Raw genomic sequence first — 14622 nt, forward strand, 5'->3', positions numbered from 1 at the left:
ACGACCGCTGCCAACCCTTCACCTGGACCAAGACCGCCGACGACATCCTCGACCACGCCACCCCAGGTCAAAGAACATCATTTACGCGACACTAGGGTTTTTGTTCTTGAAGGTCTTTAGTATTTCAAAATAACCCTCTCTTTCCCTCCCTGGTCCTTCCCTCTTTCTCTCCTTCGAGGTTTCCGTGGAGCATCGTGAGTTGGAGTTGTTTCTGCATTTGGCGCGGACGCTCAACTACGGGCGGACCAGTTTGGAGTGTCATGTCAGTGCGGCGACGCTGACTCGGACGATCCAGCGGTTGGAGACTCGCGTCGGGGCGCAGTTGCTCGATCGCGGGCCGCGGGGTGTCGTGCTGACTGCGGAGGGGCGACGCTTCACGACGTACGCCGAGCGAGCGCTGGAACTGTGGGCGGACTACCGTTCCGGCTCCGCCGAACCGACCGGCCTCAGCGGCGAACTCCGGATCTTCGCCACTGTCACGGCCTGTCAGACCCTGTTGCCGGATCTGCTGGCCCCGCTGCGCACGGAACATCCGCAGATCCGCCTCGACATCCGCACCGGTGACGCGGCTGCTGCCCTTGCCCGCCTGGACGAAGGCGAGGTTGACGCTGCGGTGGCGGGCATTCCCAAGCGCCTCCCGCAGACCTTGGTGAGCCGGCCCGTCGCAGTCACCGACCTGGTCCTGGTGAAAGCCCGAAAGAGCCCGTCCGAAAGGCGGTCCGGCGCGCCGTCCGGCGGGTTGTCCGACGGGCCGTTTGTTGTGCCTGCCCGAGGGCTTGTTCGCGAGGCCGCGTTTCGGTGGTTTCGGAAGGCTGGCGTGAAACCGGTGATTGCGGCTGAGCCGGATGGGCACGAGGCGCTGCTCGCGTTGGTGGCGTTGGGTTGCGGGACTGGGGTGGTCCCTAGGCTGGTCCTCGAGTCGTCCGCCGTACGCGATCAGCTGACCGAGCTGCCGGCTGACCTGGAGCCGCTCACGATCGGGTTTTGCGCGCGCCGCGCCGACCTGCACCGCCCTTTGATCGCGGCGCTCTGGGACTTGCGACCGTAGCACCGGCGCAGAGCTTGGCGGGGACGAGCTGCGGCGGGAGCGGGTCGTCGCCTTCGAGCTGGCGGAGGAGGGCCTGGGTGCCCAACTGGCCGAGTTCCGGGCCGGGGGTGCGCATCATGGTGAGTTCGGGATCGGCCATCGCGGCGGTTTCGGGGACCGTCAGCAGGGACAGGACGGAGAAGTCGCCGGGGATGTCGTGACCGGTGTGCTTGAGGCCGGCGACGACCCCCAGGGCGGCGTACTCGTTGAGGACCAGGATCGCCGTGGCCTCCGGGTACTCGGTCAGCACTCGCGCGGCGGCGGCCTTGCCGGCCTGGGTGGTGTCGGAGCAGGGGATGATCCTGATCGGCAGGTCGTACGACGCGACGACGCGGCGGTACGCCTCCTCGGTGCGCACCCACGGGCCGTAGTCGTGGAACCGCGGATCGTCCAGGTCGCCGGAGATCAGCACGAGCTCGTGATGCCCGTGCTCGCGCAGGTGCTTGACCGCGTCCTCGACCGTGGTGTCGAAGTCGATGTCCACGTGCGACAACCCGTCGAGCTCCGTCGTACGCCCGATCAGCGCGAACGGCGTACCGGCCTGTTGCAGTACGTCGATCCGCGGGTCGTCCAGCTGGACTTCCATCAGTACGACGCCGTCCACCAGGCCCTGCCCGAGCAGCTCGCGTAGCTCGACGCCGTCGTTGCCGACCGGCCACAGCACCAGGTGGTAGTCGTCCTTGCGCGCCGCCTCGGCCGCGCTGGTGAAGAACTCCGAGGTCGACATCCCGAACCGGTGCTCGAGCGCCGGGTAGGCCATCGCGATGATGTGGGTCCGCCGGCTGGCCAGCGCGCGGGCGACCATGTTGCGGCGGTACCCGAGGTCGAGCATCGCCTGCTCGATCCGCGCCCTGGTCGCCGCCGTCACCGGTTTGGTGTCGTTGAGCAGGAACGAGACGGTCGCGATCGAGACTCCGGCCCGCTGAGCGACGTCTTTCATCGTGACCATCGATCGACCCCCTCCGAACTCTTGACAGCGGTGTGACGTACGGAACATAGTCCTTCAACGCCTCAGTTAAGCGGTTTACCGCACAATCCACAAGCTTCTCCGCAGTCCCCACGTTCCTCGGTTAAACGCTTTGAAGGAGTCCGATGTCATGATCAGCAAGCGGATCGCCGCCGCGCTGGCGGGTGCGACGACGGTGTCGCTCCTGCTGGTCGCCTGCGGTGACAACGGCGGCCAGTCGCCCGCCTCGTCCGGCGACAGCGTCAAGAGCCTCACGATCCTGGACTACTACAACAACGACCCGGACAAGTCCCTTGTGCAAAAGGGCCTTGACTCCTGCGCGTCGAAGCTCGGCATCACGATCCAACGGGAGACGGTGCCTGGTGACACCTTGATCCAGAAGGTGTTGCAGCAGGCCTCGTCCAAGACGCTGCCCGACGTGCTGATGCTCGACAACCCCGACGTACAGCAGATCGCCGCGACCGGTGCGCTCGCGCCCCTGAACGACATGGGTCTGAACGCCGACGGCGTCATTCAGGGCATGGTCGACGCGACGTCGTACCAGGGCAAGCTCTACGGACTCGCGCCGGTGACGAACACGATCGCGCTGTTCTACAACAAGGACATGCTCGCCGAGGCCGGCGTCCAGCCGCCCAAGACCTGGGACGAGCTGAAGGCCACGGCGAAGAAGCTCACCAAGCCCGGCCGGTACGGGATCGCGTTCAACGCGAACGCGACGTACGAAGGTTCCTGGCAGTTCCTGCCGGCGATGTGGACCAACGGCGGTGACGAGACCGATCTGACCAGCCCGCAGGTGGCGGAAGCCCTGCAGTTGTGGGTGGATCTGGTGAAGTCGGGGTCGGCGTCGAAGAGCGTCATCAACTGGACGCAAGGCGATGCGAAGGACCAGTTCGCGGCGGGTAAGGCCGCGATGATGGTGAACGGCCCGTGGCAGATCCCGGCGCTGGAGAAGGTCCCGAACGTCAAGTGGGACGTGGTCACGTTCCCGCTGAACAAGCCGGACCAGACGCCGGTCGCGCCGCTCGGCGGTGAGGCCTGGACGGTCCCGCTGAACAAGGACCAGGCCAAGCAGCAGAAGGCCGCGGACTTCGTGAAGTGCCTGAACTCGGACGAGAACGAGCTGGCCTGGGCAAAGGCCCGGTTCACCCTCCCGACGAAGACGGCGCTGCTGGACCAGTACGCCCAGGAGGTGCCGTCGATGAAGGCGTTCGCCGAGCAGGTGAAGACGGCCCGGGCCCGGACCGGCAAGCTGGGTGACAAGTGGCCGGACGCCGCGAAGGTGATCTACCAGGCGATCCAGCTGGCGCTGACCGGTAAGGCCTCGGCCCAGGACGCCTTCAAGCAGGCCTCCGGCGGCTGACGGCATGGTGACGCTCACACGTACGACGGTGGCCGGCCGCGCGAAGACGCGCGGCCGGCGCCACCGGGGCGAGACCCTCACCAAGGTCCTGTTCGTCCTGCCGGCCGTGGTGGCGATGGTGGCGCTGTTCGGCTACCCGGTGGTGAAGAACCTGCTGATGAGCCTGCAGGACTACGGGCTGAAGACGTTCTTCACCGGGGTCGCGCCGTGGGTCGGGCTGAAGAACTACAGCACGGTCGTGACGGACAAGCTGTTCTCGGACGCCATGGTGAACACCGCGCTGTTCACCATCGGGTCGATCGCGTTCCAGTTCGTGATCGGGCTGGGGCTGGCGCTGTTCTTCCACAAGAAGTTCCCGTTGAGCGGTCTGCTGCGTTCGCTGCTCCTGCTGCCGTGGCTGCTGCCGCTGATCGTGTCGAGCGCGACCTGGCGATCGATCCTCGAGCAGGACAGCGGCATCCTGAACCGCACGCTGCTGAAGCTGCACCTGATCGGTGATCCGGTGCCCTGGCTGAACTCGCCGTCGGTGGCGCTGATCGCGGTGATCGGCGTCAACATCTGGATCGGCATCCCGTTCAACGTGACCCTGCTGTACTCCGGTCTCGCGGAGATCCCCGACGAGCTCTACGAGGCCGGCCAGCTCGACGGCGCCACCGGCTGGCGCGCGTTCTTCCACATCACCTGGCCGAACCTGCGGTCGGTCGCGAGCGTGGTGCTGATGCTCGGCGTCGTCTACACGATCAAGGTCCTGGACATCATCCTCGGCCTGACCGGCGGTGGACCGGCGAACGCGACGCAGACGCTGGCGACCCAGTCGTACGAGAAGTCCTTCGTCGACTTCAAGTTCGGCCAGGGCGCGGCACTGTCCAACATCCTGATCGCGATCTCGTTCGTGTTCGCGATCTTCTACCTGCGCGGCACCCGCCGTGCCGTCGACGAGTAGGGGGAAGAGCATGATGCGACGTACGGCGTACACCGTGATCGGCGTACTGATCCTGTGCGTGATGCTGTTCCCGGTCTACTGGATGCTGAACGCCTCGCTGCAGCCGTCCGGAAACACGCTCACTGCTGGTTTCCTGCCATTGCATCCGACGTTTTCCGGCTACAGACGCGCGCTCGACGAGCAGGGCGGAAACCTCGTCACAAGCCTGATCATCGCGGCCGGGACCGTGGTGCTGAGTCTGGCGATCGCGACCCCGTGTGCGTACGCGTTGTCGCAGTTCCGGTCCCGCTGGGTGTCGGTCGGGCTGCTCGCGATCCTGATCTCGCAGATGATTCCGGGCATCGTGATCGCGAACGCGCTGTACACGGCGTACGAACGGATCGGCCTGCTGAACTCGATCCCGGGGCTGATCGTGGCCAACTGCAGCAGCGGGATCCCGTTCGCGATCCTGATCCTGCGGTCGTTCATGCTCTCGCTGCCGCCGTCGCTGGTGGAGGCGGCGCGGGTCGACGGCGCCGGGTTGTTCCGGGCATTCGTCGCGATCGTGCTGCCGATCAGCAAGAACTCGCTGATCACGGCCGGGTTGTTCAGTTTCCTGTTTTCCTGGAGCGATTTCCTGTTCGCGCTGACGCTGACCACGAAGGGCGGCGTCCGGCCGGTCACGCTCGGGATCTACCAGTACCTCGGCACGCAGGTGCAGAACTGGAACGCGGTGATGGCCACCGCGGTCCTCTCGGCGGTCCCGGCCATCGTGCTGCTGATCGCCGCACAGAAGTACATCGCCGCCGGTGCCATCGGCGGCGCGGTCAAGTAGCCGTCAAACAACCCTTTACACACAAGGAAGAACTATGACGATTCGCGTACTCGTCTGGGGCGAGAACCGGCACGAGCAGGTGGAACCGCACGTCCGGGAGATCTATCCCGACGGCATGCACGAGACCATCGCCGCCGGGATCCGCGAGAACCTCGAGGCGACTGTCACCACGACCACCCTCGACGAGCCCGAGCACGGTCTGACCGAGGAGGTGCTGGCGGAAACCGACGTACTGGTCTGGTGGGGCCATGCCGCGCACGGCGAGGTCGAGGACAAGGTCGTCGACCGCGTGTACCAGCACGTGCTGGCCGGGATGGGCCTGGTCGTGCTGCACTCCGGGCACTGGTCGAAGATCTTCGGCAAGCTGATGGGTACGACGTGCACCCTGCGCTGGCGCAGCGAACGGGACCGCGAACTGGTCTGGACGGTCGCCCCGACCCACCCGATCGCGCAGGGCGTCCCGCACCCGATCGTGATCGAGCAGCAGGAGATGTACGGCGAGTTCTTCGACATCCCGGTGCCGGACGAACTGGTGTTCGTGTCGTCGTTCTCCGGCGGCGAGGTGTTCCGCTCGGGCTGCACGTTCCGCCGCGGGCACGGGAAGATCTTCTACTTCTCGCCCGGTGACCAGGACTACCCGGTGTATCACCACAAGGACGTGCGTAAGGTGATTGCGAACGGCGTCGCCTGGGCCCGTTCCGACCGGCCCGAGCGCGCGGTGCCGACGCTGCTGCGCTACGAGACCGGCGACTTCTTCAACGGACATGGGTACACCGGACCCATCGAGGAGCCTGCCGATGCCTGAACCCTTGCGACTGCTGCAGGTCGGCGCCGGCGGGATGGGGCGCGCCTGGCTGCGCACCATCGCCGCCAACCCGGACGTCGTCCTCGCGGGACTCGTCGACCTCGACGTCGACGTGGCCCGGGCCGCGGCCGACGAGCACGGGTTCGGCGACGTACCGGTGGCCGCCTCGCTCGGCGAGCTGGCCGATCGAGCGGACGCTGTCATCGACGTGACGGTTCCGCTCGCGCACCCGACGGTCAGCGTGGACGCCTTGCTGCGTGGGCTTCCGGTGCTCTGCGAGAAACCGCTGGCCGAGACGGTGCGCGAGTGTCTGCAGATGGTCGCGGCGTCGGAGGTGAGCGGCAAGCTGCTGATGGTCTCGCAGTCCCGCCGGTACTTCCGGGCCGTCGCGGCATTCCAGCGTCAGCTCGCCGAGCTCGGCCCGATCGGGACCCTGTCGTGCGAGTTCTACAAGGCTCCGCACTTCGGCGGGTTCCGGGAGCGGATGGCCGAGCCGCTCCTGGTCGACATGGCTATCCACCAGTTCGACCTGTCCCGCAAGCTGATCGGGTCGGAGCCGGTGTCGGTGTACTGCGAGTCGTACAACCCGTCCTGGAGCTGGTTCGACGGCAACGCGGCCGCGTCCGCGATCTTCAGGTACGCCGACGGCACCCGCTTCTCCTTCACCGGCAGCTGGTGCGCGGTGGGGCTGGAGACATCGTGGAACGGCCGCTGGCGCGCGAGCACCCCCGGCGGTACGGCGACCTGGGACGGAGACAACGGACCGGTCGCCGAGCTGGCGTCCGGCGAGGCACTGCCCGCGGTGATGGCCGACGAACCACAGGAGATCGCCGGTTCGTTGGTCGAGTTCGTCGACGCGGTCCGCAGCTCGACGATCCCGCAGTCCGAGGTGCACTCCAACGTCGTCAGCATCGCCATGGTCGAGGCCGCCGTACTCTCGGCCAACACCGGCGTCCCCGTCCGTGTCGCTGACGTCATCGCCGCCGCCTATAACGAAGCCCTGGCAACCACTCAGGACGCAGCGCTGCACGCGGCACTCAAGGCCTGGCCCAACCCGCTGAAGGCAGTCGGCCTGGAACCCTGATCTTTCAGTTCCTGCAACGGGGCGGTGCGGACATTGCGCTTGCTGCAATGGGCGCGCCGCCCTTTGACTGGTGGGCATGAAGAGTTCGGTGTTTCGGGTTGAGCAGATGCATGTGCCGGGCGGGTCCGAGGACATCGTGCGGGGTGGGCGGGACCTGTTCGGTCTGCTGCCTACGGCGTTGCACGGTGTGGAGCGGATCGGAGTTCTGGGCTGGGGGCCGCAAGGACGCGCGCAGGCGCTGAATCTGCGGGACTCGCTGGAAGGGACCGGTTTGGTCGTGTCGGTCGGTCTGCGGCCGGGGTCGACATCGGCGGAGGACGCACGCAGGCATGGGTTCAGCGAGGACGACGGCACGCTGGGGGACTGGCTCGAGGTGGCCGCGGCTTCGGACCTGGTGATCCTGCTGATCGCGGACGCGGCGCTGGCGGCGCAGCACGAGGAGATCTTCGCGGTCCTGAAGCCCGGGGCGACCATTGGCCTGTCCCACGGTTTCCTGCTGGGTCATCTGACCTCGATCGGCAGCGCCTTCCCTGACGGGCATCCGGTGATCGCGGTGTGCCCGAAGGGCATGGGGGACTCGGTACGGCGCCTGTACCAGCAGGGCGCCACTGTCAACGGGGCCGGGATCAACGCGAGTATCGCCGTACATGCGGATCCGGACGGGCACGCGTGGGACCGGGCGCTGGCGTGGTCGATCGGGCTCGGGTCGCCGTACACGTTCGCGACCACGTTGCGGTCCGAGTACCTGTCGGACATCGTCGGTGAGCGGGCGATCCTCCTCGGAGCAGTACACGGACTGGTGGAGGCGCTGTACCGGTACTTCCGGATCGAGGGCGCGGACCCGGTGACGGCGTACGAGCGGTCCACCGAGGCGATCACCGGGCCGATCGCGCGGACCATCTCGACCGAAGGTCTCGCGGCGGTGCGGGCGGCGAGCGGCGACGAGGAGCGGTTCGACCGGGCGTACTCCGCGGCGTACGGACCGGCCCGTGACCTGGTCGCCGAGGTGTACGACGAGGTTGCCGACGGCACCGAACTGCGCAGCGTGATCCTCGCCGAACGCCGGCTCGCCACCCGCCCGATGACCGAGATCGGCGGCAGCCCGATGTGGTCGCACAGCGCCGAGGCCCACGCCCGGCGCGGGACAGCGCCGGCCGGCATCGATCCACTGACCGCGGGGCTGTTCGTGGCGACGATGACGGCGCAGGTGGACGAGTTCGCGGCCCGCGGTCACGCCTGGTCCGAGATCGTCAACGAGTCGGTCATCGAGGCCGTCGACTCGCTCCTGCCGTACATGCACGCCCGCGACGTCGCCTACATGGTCGACAACTGCTCCCGCACCGCCCGCCTCGGCACCCGCCGCTGGGGCCCCCGCTTCCAGGCGGCGTACGAACAGCTCGCCCTCCCGAACCTCGACCAGCCCGCCAACCCTGAGCTCGTGAAGCGTTTCCTGGAGAACCCCGCCCACGACGCCTTGGCCGCTGCCGCCGAGCTCCGCCCATCCGTGGACATCTCCGTTTAGCCTAGGCGCCATGACGCCCTCTACGACGCGGATGCGGCTGGTTCCGATGCGGCCTCGGGATCCGCATGAGCCTGGTCGGACCGCGTCGTCGTTGGAGCTGTTCTTCGATCTGGTGTTCGTGGTCGCGGTGAGTGTCGCCGCGGCCCAGCTCCACCACGCGCTGTCCGAGAAACACATCGCCGAGGGCCTGCTGTCCTACGGGATGGTGTTCTTCGCGATCTGGTGGGCGTGGATGAACTTCACCTGGTTCGCCACGTCCTTCGCGACCGACGACTGGCTGTACCGGGTCCTCACGATCGTGCAGATGAGCGGTGTCCTGGTGCTCGCCGCCGGGATCGAGCCGGTCTTCACCGACCGCGACTTCACCGTGGTGGTTTTCGGGTACATCGTGATGCGGGTCGCGATGATCGCCCAGTGGCTGCGGGCCTCCCACACGGCAGGGGAGAGCAGGCAGGCGACCCTCCGGTACGCCGGCGGGATCGCGATCGTGCAGGTGCTGTGGCTGACCACGTTGGTGATGTCCGAGAAGATCGTCGTCGTCGCCTGGTTCGTGTTCGTGCTGGCCGAGCTGGCCGTACCGGTGGTGGCGGAGCGACGCTGGACGACGCCCTGGCACCCGCACCACATCACCGAGCGGTACGGCCTGTTCACGCTCATCCTGCTCGGCGAGAGCCTGCTCGCCTCGGCGAACGCGATCTTCGAGGCCGTCCACGAGCACGAGGACCTCGGCAAGCTGATCGCGCTCTCGGTACTCACCCTCGTGGTTACCGCGGCGCTCTGGTGGATCTACTTCTGGCCGCCGCACCACACCGCGATCACGTCGTTCGCCCGCTCGATCCGCTACGGGTACGTGCACTACTTCGTGTTCGCCGCGGCCGGCGCATTCTCGGCCGGGATCGAGGTGGAGATCGACAGCATCACCCACCACACGGAGCTAAGTGAGATCGCCGCGTCCTACACGGTGACGATCCCGATCGCGATCTTCGTCCTGGGCATCTGGTGGATCGCCCTGCGCGACAACGCGGACCGCGTGGTCAACATCGTCGTACCCGTGGGCGCCGTACTCGTCCTGCTCGATCCGCTGATCCCGGTCCCGTTCGCGCTGACCGCACTCTTCATGGCCCTGATCGTCGTCACCCTGGTCCTGCGACCACCGGTGGAGCGGTCAGCCTAGTTCGGCGAGGGCGGTGGCTACCCGGCCGTGAGCTGCCTCCAGGGCGGCTCGGGCGGCGGGGATGGGGGTGCCGGTCAGGAGGTGGACCAGGGCGGGCTTCAGTTCACCGTCGGCTTGGGCCAGGGCGGCTTCGCAGGCGTCGTCGTCGGCGCCGGTGGCCTCGGCGAGGATGCGGAGCATCCGGCCGCGGAGCTTCTTGTTGGTGGCGACCAGGTCGACCATCAGGTTGGACCAGGTGCGGCCGAGCTTGATCATCAGCGTCGTCGAGAACGCGTTCAGGATCATCTTCTGCGCGGTGCCGGCCTTCAGCCGGGTCGAGCCGGCGATCACCTCAGGACCGGTGTCCGCGGCGATCACGACGTCGGCGAGCGGCGCCAGCGGGGCGTCCGGGTTGGACGTGACCAGCACGGTGGTCGCCCCGGCCGCGCGGGCGGCCTTCAGGGCGCCGGCGACGTACGGCGTGCTCCCGGAAGCAGCGAGGCCGACGACGAGGTCCTGACCGGTGACGGCGGCCGCGTCCCGGGCGCCGCCCTCCTCGGAGTCCTCGACGTTCTCGACCGCGCGGAGCAACGCCTCCGTGCCGCCGGCGTGGTGGGCGACCACCAGCCCGTCCGGGACGTGGAACGTCGGCAGCAGTTCGGCGGCGTCCAGGGTCGCCAGGCGTCCCGACGTACCGGCGCCGAAGTAGTGCACCCGGCCGCCGCCGCGGACCGCCTCGACGGCCGCGTCCACGGCCTTGGTCAGCTCCGGGATCACCGCGCTGACGGCCCCGGCGACCAGGGCGTCCTCGTTGTTCAGCATCTGGAGGATTTCGGACGTGCCCACCGCATCGATGGCCAGCGTTCGCGGGTTGCGCTGCTCGGTCGGTGAGGTCACGAGATTATGTTAGTTTTCTACTGAAGGTTTTTCAATTCCGTTCATCGTTGACGGAATTGATCGACCCTCAGTCGGATCCCTTGAGCCGGTGCCCGCGGACCGCGCTGGCGGTCTCCTCGAGGGCCTTCCGCGCGTCCGGCAGCACCTGCTGCGCGACCCCGATGAACAGGCAGTCGATCACCGTCAGTTGCGCGATCCGGCTGGCCATCGCGCCCGAGCGGTACGTCGTCTCGCGCGCGGCCGTGGTGAGCACGAGGTCCGCCGTACGGGCCAGCGGCGAGCGTGGGAAGTTCGTCACCGCGACCGTGGTGGCGCCGTGCTTGGCCGCCTCCTCGAGCGCTTCGACGACCTCGACCGTGGTACCGGTGTGCGAGATGCCGATCGCGACATCGCCCTCGCCGAGCAGCGCGGCGCTCGTCAGCGCGATGTGCACGTCCGACCAGGCGAACGCGACCCGGCGGATCCGGTGCAGCTTCTGCTGCAGGTCAAGGGCTACGAACGCGCTCGCGGCGAAGCCGTACAGGTCGACCCGGGATGCGTTCACGACCGCGTCGACGACCTTGGCCAGCGCGTCCACGTCGATCTGCTGCGCGGTCTCCCGGACCGCCCGCTCGTCGGCGAACGCGACCTTGCTGACCACGTCGGCCAGCGAGTCGCCCGGCTCGATGTCCCCGCCGACCTCCGGCCGGAGACTCTCCGTCGCCGACTGGGCCGCCAGTTGCAGGCGGAGCTGCGGATAGCCGGGGACGCCGATCTGCTTGCAGAACCGGATGACCGTGGTCTCCGAGGTCGACGCCACCTCGGCCAGTTCGGAGATCGTCATCGCCGCCACTCCGCCCGGGTCCGCGAGGACCGCGTTCGCAACCCGCTGCTCGGCCGGCGCCAGCGCGGGCATCACCGCGCGGACCCGGACCAGCAGCGGCCCCGTGGGTTCTGGAGAGGTTGTTGAATTCATGGCAGCCACGGTACGGCGACTATGCACGAGATGGGGTCATCGACGCGAAAGTCTCCAACCTGTTGCGGTAAATGACTCCGGCGTTCGTTCGCCGTCGAGAAGAAGACCAGTCCCGCTCGTGATCTTCACACCGTCGACGTACACCCCGCGGCCCTGGTACAGCGGGTCGGAGGTGTACCGCCAGCGCACGGTCTGCCGGCCGGCCTGCAGCTCGGCGGTCACCTGGTGCCAGTGCCGGTCGCCGGAGCCGCTGATCGAGCCGTCGGTGTCGATCGCCGAACCCCGGTCGCGCACCGTGAACGGAACCTTCGTCCAGGTCGTTCCGTCCGTGGAGGTCTCCAGGTACAGCAGGTCGGAGATCTCGGTGTCGACGAACAGGTCGAACGCGAGCTTCGCGCCTCCGGCCGGTACGTCGACCTTCGCGTCGAGCGTGCTGGTCGCGTTGTCCGTCGTACCGGAGAACCAGGCGTCCTTGCCGTGCCGCGGGCCGACGCCGAGGGCGAGTGCGAGGCCCTGGGCGACCGCGCGGCGGGCCGGGTTGTTGCTGCCCCAGTTGCGGCTCGGGTGCACGCGGTTGGTGAGCAGGATCGCGAACGAGCGCGAGTCGAAGTCGATCACCAGCGACGTGCCGGTGTAGCCGGTGTGGCCGGCGGTGCGGGGTCCGGACAGGCCGCCCATGTACCAGCGCTGGTTCAGCTCGAAGCCGAGGCCGTGGTCGTTGCCGGGGAAGCCCTGGTTGAAGTTCGTGATCATCGCGGTCACCGAGGACTCCTTGAGAATCCGGGCGCCGCGATAGCTGCCGCCGTTGAGGAACGTCTGCGCCAGCACGGCCATGTCGTCGGCCGTGCTGAACACGCCCGCGTGGCCGGCGACACCGCCGAGGGACCAGGCGTTCTCGTCGTGCACCTCGCCCCAGACCATGCCGCGCGGCGGCGAGGCCTGGTACTCCGTGGCGGCGATCCGCTGCTTCTTCTTCGGATCCGGGTTGTAGCCGGTGTCGCGCATCTGCAGCGGTTTGGTGATCCCGTCGGCGACCAGCTTGTCCAGCGTTTTCCCGGTCACCCGGTGGGCGAGCTCACCGAGCGCGATCAGGTTCAGGTCGCTGTAGAGGTACGTCGAACCCGGCGGGTTCTGCAGTTTCGCGGTCAGCGCCATGTGCAGTCTGGACGCGGGATCCGGCTGGGCGCTCCACAGCGGGAGCCAGGACGGAAATCCACTCGTGTGCGTGAGCGCTTGCCGCACGGTTACGGTTTCCTTGCCGTTTTCCGCGAACTCCGGGATGTAGGTCGCGATCGGCGCGTCCAGGTCGACCTTGCCCTTCTCGACCAGCTGCAGCACGACGATCGACGTGAACAGCTTGGACACCGAGGCCATGTCGAAGATCGTGTCGGTGCGCATCGGAATCTGCTGGTCCGGCGGCAGCTCGGTGCCCTGCCCGTCGGCGTACTTCAGCGCCAGGCCGGTCGCCGTCCGGGTGACGATCTTCCCGTTGTGCCCGAGCAGCGTGACGGCGCCGGCGTACAACGGTTTCGTCGCACCGCTCGGCTGCGTCCAGGCGGCGACCTGGGCCAGCGCGGCGTCGATCGGCGCGGGGTCCAGGCCGGCCTTCGCCGGGGTCGCGTCGCGCAGCAGCGTGGTCTTCGGCGCATAGCCGTCGTACGGCTGGTCGAACCGGCCGGAGTTGTTGCCGCTAGCAACAGCAGGGGAAGCCATCGTGAGTATCACCGCAGACGTCGTCGTGACCGCAGCCCACCGCTTCATCGGTGCGCTCCCTTGTAGAGCAGGTACTTCGCCCGCCGGGCCGTCCAGGCGTCGGTCTCGGACCTCCAGGCGGCGACGATCTCGTCCGCGCTCGCATCGGCCAGCAGCATGGTGCGGAACCGATCGGACCCGGTGAGCAGGTCGATCCACCGGCCGGGTGGGGTCTCCGCCCGCCAGGTGAATTCGGGGTAGAGCTTACGGGCCTCGACGATCATGTGCGTCGCCACGGTGATCGCCTCGACCTGGTGCGGGTCGAGGATCTGCACCTGGAGGCCGGCACACAGGATGTTCGCGTTCTTGCTGATCGTCGGGGTGAAGTACGCCTCGCGGAACGCCACGCCCGGAATGTTCCGGGCCTGCAGCGCCTCCGCCCAGCGGTGGTCGACGTACGGCGCGCCGATCAGCTCGAACGGCCGCGTCGTACCGCGGCCCTCGGACATGTTGGTCGCCTCGAACAGGCACAGGCCCGGGTACAGCAGCGCGGTGTCCGGGGTGGGCATGTTCGGGCTCGGCATCACCCAGGTGAGGCCGGTGTCGTCGTACAGCTGGTCGCGCTTGCAGTTCTTGGTCTCGATGACGGTCAGCTCTTTCAGCCGGCCGCCGTTCGGTTCCAGCGGCAGGTACTCGGCGTCGAACATCCGGGCCAGCTCGCCGACGGTCATGCCGTGCTGCTGGAGGATCTCCTTCTTGCCGACGCCCGAGGTGTAGCCGGGTTTCAGCATCGGGCCGCGCGCGTACCCGCCGACCGGGTTCGGGCGGTCGAGGACGACGAAGCGGGCGCCGGTGCGGACCGCGGCGAGCATCGCCTCGAACATCGTCCAGATGTAGGTGTAGAACCGGGCGCCGACGTCCTGGATGTCGAAGACAACGGTTTCCACACCGGACTGGGTGTAGAGCTTCACCAGCTTGTCGGCATTCGCGCCGTACGCGTCGTACACCATGATCCCGGTGCGCGGGTCGACGTGGTCGCCCTCCGAACCGCCGGCCTGCGCGCTGCCGCGGAAACCGTGTTCTGGACCGAACACCGCGACGATGTTCACCTTTCCGGACGCGTGCATGGTGTCCACGATGTGCGTGAAGTCCGGCAGGATCCCGGTCGGGTTGCTGATCACGCCGACCTTCTGGCCGGCCAACGCGCTCCAGCCGTCGTTCGCGAGTACCTCGGCGCCGGTCATCACCTTCCGGCTGGTCACGGCCTGCGCGGCGGGGGAGTCGATCAGCGGGGCGGCGGCGAGGGCGCCGGCACCGGCAAGCAAACTGCGTCGCTTCATACA

13 protein-coding genes are annotated in these 14622 nt (G+C 67.8%); 8 read left to right on the plus strand and 5 right to left on the minus strand.

The window, feature by feature from the left end; all coding sequences use genetic code 11:
• Positions 1-199 precede the first annotated feature (199 nt).
• Positions 200-1048: an HTH-type transcriptional activator IlvY gene (ilvY, locus tag EV651_RS04005; protein ID WP_238156650.1), complete on the plus strand. Its 849-nt coding sequence runs from the start codon at positions 200-202 to the stop codon at positions 1046-1048.
• On the opposite strand, the gene EV651_RS04010 is transcribed toward ilvY, so the two are convergent.
• Positions 972-2036 (minus strand): LacI family DNA-binding transcriptional regulator, encoded by a 1065-nt coding sequence (locus tag EV651_RS04010; protein ID WP_133782143.1) that lies wholly within the window; start codon positions 2034-2036, stop codon positions 972-974. The genes ilvY and EV651_RS04010 overlap by 77 nt on opposite strands.
• 148 nt (positions 2037-2184) lie before the next feature.
• Here EV651_RS04010 and EV651_RS04015 point away from each other — a divergent pair, with 148 nt between their 5' ends.
• The 7 genes from EV651_RS04015 (at position 2185) to EV651_RS04045 (ending at position 9756) form a co-directional block, all read left to right on the plus strand.
• On the plus strand, positions 2185-3414 hold the full coding sequence (locus EV651_RS04015) for an ABC transporter substrate-binding protein (RefSeq protein WP_133782145.1): 1230 nt from the start codon (positions 2185-2187) through the stop codon (positions 3412-3414).
• Between the two features lie 4 nt (positions 3415-3418).
• Complete coding sequence (locus EV651_RS04020; protein ID WP_133782148.1) at positions 3419-4357, plus strand: carbohydrate ABC transporter permease; 939 nt, start codon at positions 3419-3421, stop codon at positions 4355-4357.
• Between the two features lie 10 nt (positions 4358-4367).
• Complete coding sequence (locus EV651_RS04025; protein WP_133782150.1) at positions 4368-5171, plus strand: carbohydrate ABC transporter permease; 804 nt, start codon at positions 4368-4370, stop codon at positions 5169-5171.
• A gap of 34 nt (positions 5172-5205) precedes the next feature.
• A complete protein-coding gene (locus EV651_RS04030) occupies positions 5206-5976 on the plus strand; it encodes a ThuA domain-containing protein (protein ID WP_133782152.1) in 771 nt (256 codons plus the stop codon).
• A complete protein-coding gene (locus EV651_RS04035) occupies positions 5969-7060 on the plus strand; it encodes a Gfo/Idh/MocA family protein (protein ID WP_133782154.1) in 1092 nt (363 codons plus the stop codon). Before EV651_RS04030 ends, EV651_RS04035 begins: the two co-directional genes overlap by 8 nt.
• Positions 7061-7136: 76 nt before the next feature.
• Positions 7137-8582: a ketol-acid reductoisomerase gene (locus EV651_RS04040; protein WP_133782156.1), complete on the plus strand. Its 1446-nt coding sequence runs from the start codon at positions 7137-7139 to the stop codon at positions 8580-8582.
• Positions 8583-8592: 10 nt separating this feature from the next.
• Positions 8593-9756, plus strand: coding sequence for a low temperature requirement protein A (locus EV651_RS04045; protein WP_202870160.1), 1164 nt, complete (start codon positions 8593-8595; stop codon positions 9754-9756).
• On the opposite strand, the gene murQ is transcribed toward EV651_RS04045, so the two are convergent.
• The 4 genes from murQ to EV651_RS04065 all read right to left on the minus strand — a co-directional run bounded on the left by murQ (position 9748) and on the right by EV651_RS04065 (position 14619).
• The gene (murQ, locus tag EV651_RS04050) at positions 9748-10632 is read right to left on the minus strand and encodes an N-acetylmuramic acid 6-phosphate etherase (RefSeq protein WP_133782158.1); all 885 of its coding nucleotides are present in this window, start codon (positions 10630-10632) and stop codon (positions 9748-9750) included. The two genes, EV651_RS04045 and murQ, sit on opposite strands and share 9 nt — an antisense overlap.
• 67 nt (positions 10633-10699) lie before the next feature.
• On the minus strand, positions 10700-11587 hold the full coding sequence (locus EV651_RS04055) for a MurR/RpiR family transcriptional regulator (RefSeq protein ID WP_133782160.1): 888 nt from the start codon (positions 11585-11587) through the stop codon (positions 10700-10702).
• A gap of 36 nt (positions 11588-11623) precedes the next feature.
• The gene (locus tag EV651_RS04060) at positions 11624-13348 is read right to left on the minus strand and encodes a serine hydrolase domain-containing protein (protein ID WP_133782162.1); all 1725 of its coding nucleotides are present in this window, start codon (positions 13346-13348) and stop codon (positions 11624-11626) included.
• Positions 13345-14619, minus strand: a complete 1275-nt coding sequence (locus EV651_RS04065) for an exo-beta-N-acetylmuramidase NamZ domain-containing protein (RefSeq protein ID WP_133782164.1) — start codon at positions 14617-14619, stop codon at positions 13345-13347. The genes EV651_RS04060 and EV651_RS04065 overlap by 4 nt, the downstream gene beginning before the upstream one ends.
• Between the last annotated feature and the right edge of the window lie 3 nt (positions 14620-14622).

Origin of the sequence: Kribbella sp. VKM Ac-2571, assembly GCF_004362255.1 — a bacterium.
GTDB lineage: Bacteria > Actinomycetota > Actinomycetes > Propionibacteriales > Kribbellaceae > Kribbella > Kribbella pratensis.